General features: G+C 59.9%; 13 protein-coding genes and 1 riboswitch. Of the genes, 8 read left to right on the top strand and 5 right to left on the bottom strand.

Features of this window, described 5'->3' with window-relative positions; genetic code table 11:
* The first annotated feature begins 55 nt into the window (after positions 1-55).
* The 7 genes from DQ393_RS18225 (at position 56) to sufA (ending at position 7130) form a co-directional block, all read left to right on the top strand.
* Entirely contained in the window at positions 56-1222 is a 1167-nt protein-coding gene (locus tag DQ393_RS18225) for a cysteine desulfurase family protein (protein WP_112343149.1), read from the top strand.
* Between the two features lie 146 nt (positions 1223-1368).
* Positions 1369-2838, top strand: a complete 1470-nt coding sequence (gene sufB / locus DQ393_RS18220; RefSeq protein ID WP_112343148.1) for a Fe-S cluster assembly protein SufB — start codon at positions 1369-1371, stop codon at positions 2836-2838.
* 71 nt (positions 2839-2909) lie between these two features.
* Positions 2910-3665 (top strand): Fe-S cluster assembly ATPase SufC, encoded by a 756-nt coding sequence (sufC, locus tag DQ393_RS18215; RefSeq protein ID WP_092716448.1) that lies wholly within the window; start codon positions 2910-2912, stop codon positions 3663-3665.
* Positions 3666-3687: 22 nt separating this feature from the next.
* Positions 3688-4962, top strand: coding sequence for a Fe-S cluster assembly protein SufD (gene sufD, locus DQ393_RS18210; RefSeq protein ID WP_112343147.1), 1275 nt, complete (start codon positions 3688-3690; stop codon positions 4960-4962).
* Positions 4963-4977: 15 nt separating this feature from the next.
* Complete coding sequence (locus tag DQ393_RS18205; RefSeq protein ID WP_112343181.1) at positions 4978-6219, top strand: cysteine desulfurase; 1242 nt, start codon at positions 4978-4980, stop codon at positions 6217-6219.
* A gap of 11 nt (positions 6220-6230) precedes the next feature.
* Complete coding sequence (locus DQ393_RS18200; RefSeq protein WP_069612273.1) at positions 6231-6611, top strand: SUF system Fe-S cluster assembly protein; 381 nt, start codon at positions 6231-6233, stop codon at positions 6609-6611.
* A gap of 129 nt (positions 6612-6740) precedes the next feature.
* Positions 6741-7130, top strand: coding sequence for a Fe-S cluster assembly scaffold SufA (sufA, locus tag DQ393_RS18195; protein WP_112343146.1), 390 nt, complete (start codon positions 6741-6743; stop codon positions 7128-7130).
* 155 nt (positions 7131-7285) lie between these two features.
* Here the strand turns inward: sufA and DQ393_RS33490 are convergent, their stop codons facing one another.
* The 5 genes from DQ393_RS33490 to gcvT all read right to left on the bottom strand — a co-directional run bounded on the left by DQ393_RS33490 (position 7286) and on the right by gcvT (position 12669).
* The gene (locus DQ393_RS33490; RefSeq protein ID WP_162737072.1) at positions 7286-7681 is read right to left on the bottom strand and encodes a hypothetical protein; all 396 of its coding nucleotides are present in this window, start codon (positions 7679-7681) and stop codon (positions 7286-7288) included.
* Positions 7682-7850: 169 nt separating this feature from the next.
* Positions 7851-8132, bottom strand: a complete 282-nt coding sequence (locus DQ393_RS18185) for an addiction module antidote protein (RefSeq protein ID WP_112343145.1) — start codon at positions 8130-8132, stop codon at positions 7851-7853.
* A gap of 148 nt (positions 8133-8280) precedes the next feature.
* Positions 8281-11145 carry an aminomethyl-transferring glycine dehydrogenase gene (gene gcvP, locus DQ393_RS18180; protein WP_112343144.1) on the bottom strand — a complete coding sequence of 955 codons (2865 nt, stop codon included), beginning with the start codon at positions 11143-11145 and terminating at the stop codon, positions 8281-8283.
* Complete coding sequence (gene gcvH / locus DQ393_RS18175; RefSeq protein WP_112334775.1) at positions 11145-11507, bottom strand: glycine cleavage system protein GcvH; 363 nt, start codon at positions 11505-11507, stop codon at positions 11145-11147. Before gcvH ends, gcvP begins: the two co-directional genes overlap by 1 nt.
* 25 nt (positions 11508-11532) lie before the next feature.
* On the bottom strand, positions 11533-12669 hold the full coding sequence (gene gcvT, locus DQ393_RS18170) for a glycine cleavage system aminomethyltransferase GcvT (protein ID WP_112343143.1): 1137 nt from the start codon (positions 12667-12669) through the stop codon (positions 11533-11535).
* A gap of 148 nt (positions 12670-12817) precedes the next feature.
* Positions 12818-12905, bottom strand: a riboswitch (glycine riboswitch).
* 168 nt (positions 12906-13073) lie between these two features.
* Between gcvT and DQ393_RS18165 the strand changes: the two genes are divergently transcribed.
* The gene (locus tag DQ393_RS18165) at positions 13074-13607 is read left to right on the top strand and encodes a copper chaperone PCu(A)C (protein ID WP_112343142.1); all 534 of its coding nucleotides are present in this window, start codon (positions 13074-13076) and stop codon (positions 13605-13607) included.
* Positions 13608-13780 lie beyond the last annotated feature (173 nt).

The following is a 13780-nucleotide window of genomic DNA, read 5'->3' as shown; positions in this document are numbered from 1 at the left end:
ATTTCAAGGAAAATGAGCCGGCCGCAGTAAAGCAAAGTCGCGCAGGAAGAAGATTATGGCGGCAACACGCCTCTATCTCGACTGGAATGCTACCGCGCCGCTTCATCCGGCGGCGCGCGATGCGATGTTGCGTGCAATGGATATTCAAGGCAACCCCAATTCCGTTCACGGCGAAGGTAGGGCAGCGCGGGCCGCTGTCGAGGCCGCCCGGAGGCAAGTGGCAAGCCTGACGGGCGCGGAACCCGCGCACATCGTTTTCACCAGCGGCGCCACCGAGGCGGCCAATATGGTGTTGACGCCGGAATTTCGCATGGGCCGGACGCCGCTTGCCGTCAGCCATCTTTATATATCGGCCGTCGAACATCCGGCCGTGCGCGAAGGCGGGCGGTTTGCCAGAGATAATGTCAGCGAAATACCGGTAACGCCGGAAGGCACGGTCGATCTTGCCGCACTGGAAGCGTTGCTGTCGGCGCATGACAAAACGGCCGGCTTACCGATGGTCGCCATCATGTTTGCCAATAACGAGACCGGTATTCTCCAGCCTGTGATTGAAGCCGCGAAGCTTGTTCAGGCGGCGGGCGGGCTCTTCGTGGTCGACGCAGTTCAGGCCGCCGGCCGCGTTCCGCTCGATATCGATGCGATCGGTGCGGATTTCCTGATCGTCTCCTCGCACAAGATTGGCGGTCCCAAGGGTGCCGGCGCGCTCGTCTCGCGTGGCGAGGTGCTGATGCCGAAACCGTTGATCCATGGCGGCGGCCAGGAAAAGGGCCATCGCTCGGGTACGGAAAACACGCTTGCCATCATTGGCTTCGGTGCGGCTGCCGCTGCCGCGTTCGACAGGCTAGAAGAACGGAATGTCGCAATTGCCAGACTACGCGACCGGCTGGAAGAAGGCATGCGGCAGAGCGCACCGGATGTCATTATTCATGGCGAGCAGGGTGCGCGCGTTCCGAACACCAGCTTTTTCACGCTGCCGGGACTGAAATCCGAAACCGGCCAGATCGCTTTCGACCTGGAAGGGGTGGCGATTTCTGCCGGGTCCGCCTGCTCGTCCGGCAAGGTCGGCGAGAGCCATGTGCTCGTGGCGATGGGATGCGATCCCAAGCTTGGAGCGTTGCGCATTTCGCTGGGTCCAACCACGACCGAAGCGGAGATTGATCGCGCAATCGCCGCGTTTTCCCGCATCGCGGCAAGGCGCAAGCTGGCGGGTGCGGCGGCCTGACGGCCACAATTTTGCGGAAACCGAAATTTCCGCTTGCCAATCGGGGTGAAAAGTCCCTTTTGGCCGACTACATAGGGGGTAGACATAAGTCTGCCGCAACGTTGACAAGCTGCCGGACCTTGGATCCGGCGAGATTGGAGAACGAAATGCCTGCAGTCCAGGAAACGGTCGATCAGGTTCGCCTGATTGACGTGGACCAGTATAAGTATGGTTTTGAGACCACGATCGAGGTGGAAAAGGCTCCCAAGGGCCTCTCCGAAGACATTATCCGCTTCATCTCCGCCAAGAAGCAGGAGCCGGATTGGATGCTGGAATGGCGCCTCGAGGCCTATCGCCGCTGGCTGACGCTTGAAGAGCCCACATGGGCGCGCGTCGACTATCCGAAGATCGACTTCAACGATATTCACTATTATGCCGCGCCGAAGAAATTCGCCGGTCCGAAGTCGCTCGACGACGTTGATCCGGAGCTTCTGAAGACCTACGAGAAGCTCGGCATTCCGCTGCGCGAGCAGGAAATTCTCGCCGGCGTCGAGAAGCCGAAGATCGCCGTCGACGCGGTGTTCGATTCCGTTTCGGTCGTCACGACCTTCAAGGAAGAGCTGAAGAAGGCCGGCGTGATCTTCATGTCGATCTCGGAAGCCATCCGCGAATATCCCGAGCTGGTGCGCAAGTACCTCGGCTCCGTGGTGCCGACGACGGACAATTTCTATGCGACGTTGAATTCGGCCGTCTTCACCGACGGTTCGTTCGTCTTCGTGCCGAAGGGCGTTCGTTGCCCGATGGAACTGTCGACCTACTTCCGCATCAACGAAAAGAATACCGGCCAGTTCGAGCGCACGCTGATCATCGCCGAAGAAGGTGCCTATGTCTCCTATCTGGAAGGCTGCACGGCGCCGCAGCGCGATGAAAACCAGCTGCACGCCGCTGTCGTCGAGCTGGTTGCGCTCGATGACGCCGAGATCAAGTATTCGACCGTCCAGAACTGGTATCCGGGCGACAAGCACGGCAAGGGCGGCATCTACAACTTCGTCACCAAGCGTGGCGATTGCCGCGGCCACCGCTCCAAGATTTCCTGGACACAGGTCGAGACCGGCTCTGCCATCACCTGGAAGTATCCGTCCTGCATCCTGCGCGGCGATGACAGCCGTGGTGAGTTCTATTCCATCGCGGTTTCGAACGGCCATCAGCAGGTCGACAGTGGCACCAAGATGATCCATCTCGGCAAGAACACGTCGAGCCGCATCATCTCGAAGGGTATCGCGGCCGGTGTCTCGCAGAATACCTATCGCGGCCAGGTCTCGGCGCATCGCCGCGCGACCAACGCCCGCAACTTCACGCAGTGCGACTCGCTTTTGATCGGCGACAAGTGCGGCGCGCATACGGTGCCGTACATCGAGGCGAAGAATTCGTCCGCGCAGTTCGAGCATGAAGCCACGACCTCGAAGATTTCCGAAGACCAGCTGTTCTACTGCCTGCAGCGCGGCATTCCGGAGGAAGCGGCGATTGCGCTGATCGTCAACGGCTTCGTCAAGGAAGTGCTGCAGGAGCTGCCGATGGAATTCGCCGTCGAAGCGCAGAAGCTGATCGGCATCTCGCTCGAAGGCAGCGTCGGCTGACGCACACGAACCAGAACTAGCTTTGGCGCGCCACGCGCGCCGCACACTCATTCCTGCGATAGGATACTAAAATGCTTGAAATCAAGAACCTGCACGCCCGTATCGCCGAAGACGGCACCGAGATCATCCGTGGCCTGAACCTGACCGTAAAGGCCGGCGAAGTCGCTGCCATCATGGGCCCGAACGGCTCCGGCAAGTCGACGCTCTCCTACATTCTCGCCGGCCGTGAGGACTATGAAGTCACCGAGGGCGACATCCTCTATAACGGCGAGAGCATTCTGGAGCTCGACGCCGCCGAGCGCGCCGCCAAGGGCATCTTCCTGGCGTTCCAGTATCCGGTCGAAATCCCCGGCGTTGCCACCATGCAGTTCCTGAAGGTGGCGCTCAACGAACAGCGCAAGGCGCGTGGCGAAGACGAGCTGACGACGCCGGATTTCCTGCGTCGCGTCAAGGATGCCGCTGCCAAGCTGCAGATCAACATGGACATGCTGAAGCGCCCGCTGAACGTCGGCTTTTCCGGCGGTGAAAAGAAGCGCGCCGAAATCCTGCAGATGGCGCTCCTGGAGCCGCAGCTTTGCGTGCTCGACGAAACCGATTCCGGCCTCGACATCGACGCGCTGAAGATCGTCGCCGACGGCGTCAACGCGCTGCGTTCCCCGGATCGCGCCGTGATCGTCATCACCCACTACCAGCGCCTGCTCGACTATATCGTTCCGGACACCGTCCACGTCCTCTACAAGGGCCAGGTGATCAAGTCCGGCGACAAGACGCTGGCGCATGAGCTCGAAGCCAACGGCTATGCCGACATCATCGGAGCTGCAGCCTGATCGAGGCGGAAAGGACACGTCGATGAACATTCAGACGACGAACCGCCTGACATCAGCCGAAACGGCGCTGATCGAGGCGTATAACGACCAGATGGGCGATCTGCCTGGTGATGGCGAGGTTTTCGCCGTCCGCGACCGCCTGCTGGACGAGCTGAAGACGGCAGGCCTGCCGACGCGCCGCGTCGAAGCCTGGCACTATACCGATTTCAAGAACCTGCTGCGCCTGGTTCCCAGCGACATCGGCAAGGGTCTTGTGGAGGCGCTGCCGCCGACGGTCGAGGGATCTCCGGTTCTTGCGGTCCTCCAGGGCAAGGCGAACGAAAAGGCTTCCGTCAAGAATCTGGCGGTCGGACGCTACGCCGACAGCCTGATCAATGGCACGGCAGCCGCCGGGCTCGAAGCACTCGGCAAGGATGACGCCATCGGGCGCATCAATGCGAGCTTCGTGCGCGATGGCTATGTCATCGACGTTCCCGATGGCACCGAACTCGAAGCGCCGCTGGAGGTGCAGTTCGTACACGCCGGCGGGCAGATCCACAGCCGCTTGCCGGTTTCCTTCGGGGCCGGCGTGAAGGCGACGGTCATCGAACGCCACCAGGCTGTCGAAGGTGCTGCCGCTCTCGTCTCGTCGGTGAGTGAAATCAAGATCGGTAAGGGTGCGGAAGTGATCTGGATCATCCTGCAGGAGCAGGGATCCGAGGATACGCATCTCGGTCAGATCCGCGTCGATCTCGGCGCCGATGCGAAGCTGAAGCTCTTCGTCATCAATGCCGGCGGCAAGCTGGTGCGGCAGGAGCTGCATGTGAAGGTGACGGGCGAGGGTTCCGATCTGACGCTGCGCGGCATCAACCTGCTGGGCGGCGACACCCATACGGACGTGACGCTGGTGCTTGGCCATGACGTTCCGCATACTGCGTCGACCGAGATCGTCCGTAACGTGGTGTTCGACCGCGCTCGCGGCGTGTTCCAGGGCATGATCCGGGTTGCGCCCGATGCACAGAAGACCGACGCACGCATGGCATGCAACACGTTGCTGATGTCGGACGACGCTGAATTCTCCGTCAAGCCGGAGCTCGAAATCTTCGCCGACGACGTCCAGTGCGGCCATGGTGCAACGGTTGCCGACATCGACGAGAACCATCTCTACTACCTGATGGCTCGCGGCATTCCGCGGAACAAGGCGCGGGCCATGCTGGTCAATGCCTTCGTGGCCGAGATCGTCGAGGAACTGGAAGACGAAGCCCTGGTCGAGGCGCTGGAAGGCGTTATCTCAGCCTGGCTGGAAAAGCACGCCTGATTGGAGGCAAAGCTCGTGGACAAGATCGTGCCGGCAACAGCCTATGACGTCGAAGCCATTCGCCGGGATTTTCCGATCCTGGCGAAGACGGTGCATGGCAAGCCGCTCGTCTATCTCGACAATGGCGCTTCCGCGCAGAAGCCGCAGGTCGTCATCGATGCCATCTCTCACGCCTATTCCAACGAATATGCGAATGTGCATCGCGGCCTGCATTTCCTGTCCAACGCTGCCACGGAAGCCTATGAAGCGGCTCGCGAAAAGGTGCGCCGCTTCCTGAATGCGCCGTCGGTCGACGATATCGTCTTTACCAAGAACTCGACCGAGGCGATCAACACGATCGCCTACGGTTGGGGCATGCCGAAGATCGGCGAGGGTGACGAGATCGTCGTCTCCATCATGGAGCATCACTCCAACATCGTTCCCTGGCATTTCATCCGGGAACGGCAGGGTGCCAAACTCGTGTGGGTGCCAGTCGACGACGAGGGCGCGTTCCATATCGAGGATTTCGAGAAGAGCCTGACGGAGCGCACCAAGCTCGTCGCCATCACCCATATGTCGAACGCGCTCGGAACCGTCGTTCCCGTGAAGGAAGTCTGCCGCATTGCGCATGAGCGTGGCATTCCGGTTCTGATCGACGGCTCGCAGGGTGCTGTGCATATGCCTGTCGATGTGCAGGATATCGATTGCGACTGGTATGTCATGACCGGTCACAAGCTTTACGGCCCCTCGGGTATCGGCGTTCTCTACGGCAAGAAGGAGCGGCTTGCCGAGATGCGGCCGTTCCAGGGCGGCGGCGAGATGATTTTCGATGTCACCGAGGAAAACGTCACCTACAACGATCCGCCGCATCGCTTCGAAGCGGGAACGCCGCCGATCGTGCAGGCGATCGGCCTTGGTTATGCGCTCGATTACATGGACAGCATAGGCCGGGAAGCGATTGCGCGCCACGAAGCCGATCTGGCCACCTATGCGGCGGAACGGCTGCGGGATATCAATTCGCTGCGTGTCATCGGTACGGCGCCAGGCAAGGGCGGCATCTTCTCCTTCGAGCTGGCGGGAATTCACTCCCACGACGTTTCGATGGTGATCGACCGGCAGGGTGTTGCCGTTCGTGCCGGCACGCATTGCGCCCAACCGCTCTTGAAACGCTTCGGCGTCACCTCCACATGCCGTGCATCGTTCGGCATGTACAATACGCGCGCGGAGGTGGATGCTCTGGCCGACGCACTGGAATATGCACGGAAATTCTTTGCCTGAGGAGGCAAGCGATGTCACTCGACGAAAGCGAACAGAAGATCGACGCACGCGAAGGGATCGTGCATTCCAGCATTCCCGCAGATGAGCTGGCGCGCCTCAGCGACGACATCATCTCCGCGTTGAAGACGGTTTATGATCCGGAAATTCCCGCCGATATCTTCGAGCTTGGTCTGGTCTACAAGATCGATATCGAAGACGACCGCATGGTGAAGATCGTCATGACGCTGACAGCACCGGGTTGCCCGGTCGCCGGCGAAATGCCGGGCTGGGTCGAAAATGCCGTCGGCGCCGTGGAAGGTGTTTCCGGTGTCGACGTCAGCATGACCTTCGACCCGCCATGGACGCCGGATCGCATGTCGGAAGAGGCACAGGTGGCCGTCGGCTGGTATTGAAGCTTTAAGCCGCCGGCTTTACATTAAGACTCGAAGCGCCGGATCTTGACCCCGGTTGCATTTAAGTAGGCATCGGCTGGTCCGAAAACCGGACCACTTTTCGGGCCGATGCCAGAGGAGAATGAGCCCATGGGCTTCGCAATCATGAGCATGACGGATGCGGCAGCAGCCCGCGTCAAGGCGATCGTCGGCAATTCCGGCCCCGATGCCAAGGGCGTTCGCGTCGGCATCAAAAAGGGCGGGTGTGCCGGCATGGAATATACCATCGACCTGGTGACCGAGCCGAACCCCAAAGACGACCTGATCGAGCGCGATGGCGCAAAGGTCTGGGTCGAGCCGTCGGCCGTCCTCTATTTGCTCGGCACGGAAATGGGCTTCGAGACCACGACGCTGCGTTCCGGCTTCATCTTCACCAATCCCAATCAGACATCGGCTTGCGGCTGCGGCGAATCCGTCGAGCTGAAGCCCGCCGATCTTGCGGCCCTTGCGGCTCAGCGACAGGCAGCGCAACCCGCTTAACGCTGGCTCCTCCATAATTCACCCGCAATGCGTTTCGTGCTTTGACATCGCCGTTCCGGTGAACATGCAGTCTGTGATGAATTTATCAGCGCCATCCAGTATTTTTGCGGCAGGGTTCGGTTTCGCAGCTACTGCGGGCGAAATCCTGCCCAATGTCATGCATCGCGGCTCAGATCACGCAACTTTTTCTGCTGGTTTAGATTTACAATTATAGTGGATACGGTCACGGCTGCGGTGCCAATCATGAATGTGCGCAATGTCGCGACGATTGTTGGCTGTAGCCACGGCTGTGTGAGACCTGTAAATTCAACCATGAAGGTAGCGTAGACCATTCCATTCAGGATGGAGTATTCAACTGTCCCGCCGATTGAGCGGTCCTTTATGTTTTCTGGTGGGAAATAAAACTGTAACCTCTTCAGCGCAAGCAGTAGGGCCGGAAATAGCAAGCCAACCTTAAAAAGATTAGTCAATGGAAGGCTATTGTCTAAAAGGTATAAGCCTGCAGGGATACAAAAAGCCGGAACGAGATGAAGGAGGTAATTTCTGAGCACCTGATTTCCTATATTCCCATCCATAGGACAGTTGGCGAATAACACTGGTAGTCAATACAATTTTGACGTTAATGGCAAGAATGCCTCATTAGGGGAGGACATCGGCCCTCACCTGGCGGCTTCCAAACGACGAAAAATAGATGATTTCCGCGACGGGTCGAAATTCAGCTCATGAGCGTTGTCGATATTCGTAGTTTGCGGCCGGTACCGGCGTCAATTTAAGGCCGAGTGCCCTGACGACCTTCAGGATCGTTGCGAATTCCGGATTCCCGTCGCCACTGAGCGCGCGATAGAGTGCCGAGCGGTTCATGCCGACATCCTTGGCAAGCTTGCTCATGTTGCGCGTGCGCGCCACTTCACCCAACGCCTTGGCGATCGAGGCCGGATCGTCGGTTTCGAAGGCGGCGGCGATGTAGCTGTCGGGATTGTCCACGTCGAATCGTTCCGGCATAAATCTGATTTCCAAGACCCCACTGTGACGTCATCAAAAACGCCGCGCATCCTTTCGGACACGCGGCGTTTTCATAGACAAGTTTCGCAATAGATTTATGTCTGTTTCCAGCGAAGCGACTGAACCGCTTCGCTTTTTTGTAAAAATACTATTCTGCGGCCTCGGCGTAGGATTCCAGCGGCGGGCAGGTGCAGATCAGGTTGCGATCGCCATAGACATTGTCGATGCGATTGACCGGCGACCAGTATTTGTCGACGCGGAAGGCACCGGGCGGGAAGCAGGCCTGTTCGCGCGAATAGGGGCGATCCCACTCGCCGACCAGGTCTTCCACCGTGTGCGGTGCGTTCTTCAGTGGATTGTTGGTCTTGTCCATCCGGCCGTCTTCGATGGCGCGGGCTTCCTCGCGGATTGCCAGCATCGCCTCGCAGAAGCGATCGAGCTCAGCCTTGGTTTCCGATTCGGTCGGCTCGATCATCAGCGTGCCGGCAACCGGCCAGCTCATGGTAGGGGCATGGAAGCCGCAATCGATGAGGCGCTTGGCGACATCGTCGACCGTCACACCGGCGCTTGCGGCCAGCGGGCGGGTGTCGATGATGCATTCATGCGCCACGCGTCCGTCCTTGGACTTGTAGAGCACGTCATAGGCACCCTTGAGACGGGCAGCGATGTAGTTGGCGTTGAGGATCGCCACCTTCGTTGCCTGCGTCAGGCCTTCGCCGCCCATCATCAGGCAATAGCTCCAGGAGATCGGCAGGATCGAGGCCGAACCGAAGGCTGCTGCCGAGACCGCACCGCTGCGGCCGTCCGTTTCCGGATGGCCGGGCAGGTGAGGCGCCAGATGGGCCTTGACGCCGATCGGGCCCATGCCGGGACCGCCGCCGCCGTGCGGGATGCAGAAGGTCTTATGCAGGTTCAGGTGGCTGACATCAGAACCGATATCGCCGGGACGTGAGAGGCCGACCATAGCGTTCATGTTGGCGCCATCGAGATAGACCTGACCGCCATGCTTGTGCACGAGATCGCAGATCTCCTTCACCGTCTCCTCGAAGACGCCATGCGTCGAAGGATAGGTGATCATGCAGCAGGAGAGGTTGTCGGCATATTGCTCGGTCTTGGCGCGGAAATCGGCCATGTCGATGTCGCCGTCATCGCTGACCTTGACGACCACGACCTTCATGCCAGCCATCTGTGCCGAGGCGGGGTTGGTGCCGTGGGCGGAGGTCGGAATGAGGCAGATGTCGCGGTGACCCTGACCATTGGCAATGTGATAGTTGCGGATGGTCAGCAGGCCCGCATATTCGCCCTGCGCGCCGGAATTCGGCTGCATGGAGAAAGCGTCGTAACCGGTCACCGCGCAGAGCTTGTCCGTCAGATCGTCGATCATTTCGCGGTAGCCAAGTGCCTGATCGGCCGGGACGAACGGATGGATATCCGAGAATTCCGGCCAGGTGATCGGCAGCATTTCCGCCGTCGCGTTCAGCTTCATGGTGCAGGAGCCGAGCGGAATCATCGAGCGGTCGAGCGCCAGATCGCGGTCCGAAAGACGGCGGATGTAGCGCGTCATCTCGCTTTCGGCACGGTTCATGTGGAAGATCGGATGCGAGAGGTATTCGCTGGTGCGCAGCAGCGTCTTCGGCAGGCGATAGGACGGCTCGAAATCTGCGATGCGGAAATCGCCACCGAAAGCGCGCCAGACGGCTTCGACCGTCGCCGGGCGCGTACGCTCGTCAAGGCTGATGCCGATCTTGGTTTCGCCGACCTTGCGCAGGTTGACGCCTTCGGCGACGGCTGCGCGCAGGACGAGAGCCTGCATGTGACCGACCTCGACGGTGATCGTATCGAAAAAGGTCTCCGGCTCGACGGTATAGCCAAGCTTTTCCAGGCCCTTGGCCATCAGCACGGCCTTCTGGTGGACCTGTTGCGCGATGGCCTTCAAGCCCTGAGGACCGTGGAAGACTGCATACATGGAGGCCATCACGGCGAGCAGCACCTGGGCGGTGCAGATGTTGGACGTCGCCTTTTCGCGGCGGATATGCTGTTCGCGGGTCTGCAGCGACAGGCGATAGGCGCGATTGCCGCGTGCATCGATGGAAACCCCGACGAGACGGCCCGGCATGGAGCGCTTGTAGTCGTCCTTGACGGCCATAAACGCGGCATGCGGGCCGCCATAGCCAACCGGAACGCCGAAGCGCTGCGAGGAACCGATAGCGATATCCGCACCCATTTCACCCGGGGATTTCAGCAGGGTCAATGCCAGGAGATCGGTCGCCATGATGGCGATTGCACCGGTCTGGTGCAGGCGGGCGATCAAGCCGCTGAAATCGTTGATGTGACCGTGCGTGCCTGGATACTGGAAGATCGCACCGAAGACATCGACCGGATCGAGATCGGTGAAGGGATTGCCGACGATGACGGTCCAGCCGAGCGGCTCGGCGCGGGTCCTGATCAGCGCAATGGTCTGGGGATGACAGCCGGCATCGACGAAGAAGGCCTTTGCCTTCGACTTGGCGACGCGCTCGGCCATCGCCATGCCTTCGGCCGCAGCCGTCGCTTCATCGAGCAGAGACGCATTGGCGACATCGAGACCGGTGAGATCGCTGATCATCGTCTGGTAGTTCAGCAGAGCCTCTAGGCGGCCCTGGCTGATCTCGGGCTGATAGGGTGTATAGGCCGTGTACCAGGCCGGATTTTCCAGGATGTTGCGCTGGATGACCGGCGGCGTGATCGTGCCGTAATAGCCCTGGCCGATGAGCGAAACGAGAACCTTGTTCTTGTTGGCGGTCTCACGCAGGCGGTCGAGCGCCTCGCGCTCCGTCATCGGAGCGCCCCAGGCGAGCGGCGCCTTCTGGCGGATTGCCGGCGGTAGCGTCGCGTCGATCAGGCCGTCAAGGCTCTTATAGCCGATCACCTTGAGCATATCGGCCATCTCCGACGGAGATGGGCCGATATGACGGCGATTGGCGAAATCGTATGGCTGGTAATCTGTGAAGGTGAACTCAGTCGGCGTCGTCATTATCCGATCAGCTCCTTGTAACCGGATTCATCAAGAAGACCATCGAGATCACCGACGTTCTTCAGCTTCAGCTTGAAGAACCAGCCGGCACCCATCGGATCGGAGTTGACGAGGGCCGGATCGGCAGTAATGGCTTCGTTGATTTCGGTGATCTCTCCGTCGAGCGGACAATAGACTTCGGAAGCCGCCTTAACGGATTCGACGGTTGCCGCGTCGGCTCCCTTCGAGAAACTGGCGCCGACCTCGGGCAATTCAACGAAAACGAGATCGCCTAGCTGTTCAGCGGCATGGGCCGTAATGCCCACGATTGCGACATCGCCTTCGACCTTCAGCCACTCATGTTCTTCGGTGAATTTCAGCATGGATAATCCTCTCTGGAAAAGACGTTCAACGTTTATAGGTTGGTTTGATGAAAGGCAGGGTGCTGACGACGACGGGCAGATATTTGCCGCGGACTTCAGCGTAGACGGTGGTGCCGGGAGCGGTGAATTCGGTCGGTAGGTAACCCATGGCAACCGGAGCTTCGACGCTCGGACCGAAACCGCCCGAGGTGACTTCGCCGATCTCGCTCTTGCCTTCGGCATCGGCATAGAGTTTGGCGTGGCCGCGCACCGGCGCCTTGCCCTCCGGTTTCAGGCCGACGCGGCGGCGCGATGTGCCGTGATCGAGTTCGCCGAGGATGCGGGTTGCGCCAGGAAAGCCGCCGGTGCGGGCGCCGCCGGTCTTGCGAGCCTTCTGGACCGCCCATTCCAGCGCGCCTTCGATCGGCGTCGTCGTCTGGTCGATGTCGTTGCCGTAGAGGCAGAGACCAGCCTCAAGGCGCAGTGAATCACGGGCGCCAAGGCCGATCGGCTGGACGTCCGGATGCTCCAGCAGCCGCTTGGCGATATCCTCGGCCTTATCGGCGGGAACGGAGATTTCGAAACCGTCTTCGCCGCTATAGCCGGAGCGCGATACGAGGCAGGAGACGTCGTGGAGGCGACAATGGCGCACATCCATGAACTTCATATAGGCGATGTCGGCCCAAAGCTCGGCAAGCACGTCGACGGCGCGTGGTCCCTGCAGGGCGATGAGGGCGCGATCGAGTAATGTAACTTCGCAGCTATCGCCGATATGATCTTGAAGATGCTTGAAATCTTGCTCTTTACAGGCAGCGTTGACGACGACGAAAAGATAGTCGTCCATATGGGTGATCATCAGATCGTCGAGGATGCCGCCCTTGTCGTCGGTGAAGAAGCCATAGCGCTGGCGATTTTCGGCGAGGCCGAGAATATCGACCGGCACCAGGCTTTCCAGCGCAAGCGCTGCATCCTCATATTTGCCGGAGTGGGCGCGGATTGTCACCTGACCCATATGCGACACGTCGAACAGGCCGGCGGAAGATCGAGTCCAAAGATGTTCCTTCAGCACGCCCGGCGCATATTGCACCGGCATATCGTAGCCCGCGAACGGCACCATGCGGGCACCAAGCGACAAATGGAGGGCGTGAAGGGGTGTTGTTTTGAGGGCAGCGGTCTCGTCCAAATGACGCCTCCGGGTTTTGCGCTTATCTCGAAGCGCAGAGCTCACACTTTCGGCGCGACTGCGCCTTGCGTTGAGCCCCCTCTGTCTGTTTGCCTGAGATTGTTATCCCTTCGGCGAACGCTTGCGCGCTTCTCTCCAGAGTTCCGTCTGCCCCTTGCTGGTCCTTTGGCCTGAGAGTTTCCGGGGCGGTTGCTCCTTCGGCACCGGCTTGCACCGGATTCTCCCAACAGGGTTGAGAGCCATTATCCGGTCCCGGCCCAAGATGGCAAGGGGCAAATGTCGCCGCTGAACAAATTTTTGTCGCGCGGATCAATCCTGCGTTCCCTAGTGATTACGGGCCTTTGCAACTGCCATCGGAGAGGCTATCCCTTCCGGTCGATTGAGGAACCGGGCAGGAGATGACAATGAACCGCAACCACGCCGCCGCATTGCTGATTTCGATAGGGGCGTTTTCGCTATCCCTTAGCGGAGCGATGGCGCAGGACAGCGGTGCGATGAAATCCATGCCCGGAATGCACATGGATGCGGGTGCGGCCCCTTCCGCCTCCGCAACCGCCAAGCTGGGCGACCTCGACATCAGCGGCGGCTATGTTCGCGCCATGCTTCCCGGCCAACCGGTCGGCGGTGGCTATATTACAATTCACAATACCGGCAAGACCGACGACAAGCTCACCTCCGTGACCTCATCATCCGCCGGCAAGGTGGAGTTGCATGAGATGAAGATGGAAGGCGAGATCATGAAGATGCGCGAGATAAAAGGCGGCATCGCCATTCCCGCCGGCGCGACGGTGACGCTTGCACCCAATACGATGCACATGATGTTCAAGCAGGTGAAGGCGCCCTTCAAGCAAGGCGGCACGGTGCCCGTGATGCTGATGTTCGACAAGGCGGGCATGGTCGACATCAATCTGCCCGTCGTCTCGGCCAAGGGAAATTGAGCCAGAAAATTATCCTGCCGTATAATTCCGGGTTTCCACTTTTCCTCGAAATGCTCTAAAGCCACGTCAAAAGGCTAGGAAATCTCCGGCCGCGGGGCTGAGCGTCCCGTTGTTTGAATTTGCATGACCCGCCCAATGCGCCTTGCCGCTTTTCCGGGACATGCCGAGGTACT

Source organism: Martinezella tropici (assembly GCF_003287875.1).
Classification (GTDB): domain Bacteria; phylum Pseudomonadota; class Alphaproteobacteria; order Rhizobiales; family Rhizobiaceae; genus Rhizobium; species Rhizobium tropici_C.
The sequence above is the reverse complement of the archived record's forward strand: the minus strand, read 5'-3'. Positions and strand labels throughout refer to the sequence as shown.

Coding starts and splice junctions, on each gene's coding strand:
- sufA (WP_112343146.1), top strand. CDS start 6,741: ATGGGCTTCGCAATCATGAGCATGACGGATGCGGCAGCAGCCCGCGTC.
- gcvH (WP_112334775.1), bottom strand. CDS start 11,507: ATGCTGAAATTCACCGAAGAACATGAGTGGCTGAAGGTCGAAGGCGAT.
- DQ393_RS18165 (WP_112343142.1), top strand. CDS start 13,074: ATGAACCGCAACCACGCCGCCGCATTGCTGATTTCGATAGGGGCGTTT.
- DQ393_RS18200 (WP_069612273.1), top strand. CDS start 6,231: ATGTCACTCGACGAAAGCGAACAGAAGATCGACGCACGCGAAGGGATC.
- sufC (WP_092716448.1), top strand. CDS start 2,910: ATGCTTGAAATCAAGAACCTGCACGCCCGTATCGCCGAAGACGGCACC.
- sufD (WP_112343147.1), top strand. CDS start 3,688: ATGAACATTCAGACGACGAACCGCCTGACATCAGCCGAAACGGCGCTG.
- DQ393_RS18225 (WP_112343149.1), top strand. CDS start 56: ATGGCGGCAACACGCCTCTATCTCGACTGGAATGCTACCGCGCCGCTT.
- sufB (WP_112343148.1), top strand. CDS start 1,369: ATGCCTGCAGTCCAGGAAACGGTCGATCAGGTTCGCCTGATTGACGTG.
- DQ393_RS18185 (WP_112343145.1), bottom strand. CDS start 8,132: ATGCCGGAACGATTCGACGTGGACAATCCCGACAGCTACATCGCCGCC.
- gcvP (WP_112343144.1), bottom strand. CDS start 11,145: ATGACGACGCCGACTGAGTTCACCTTCACAGATTACCAGCCATACGAT.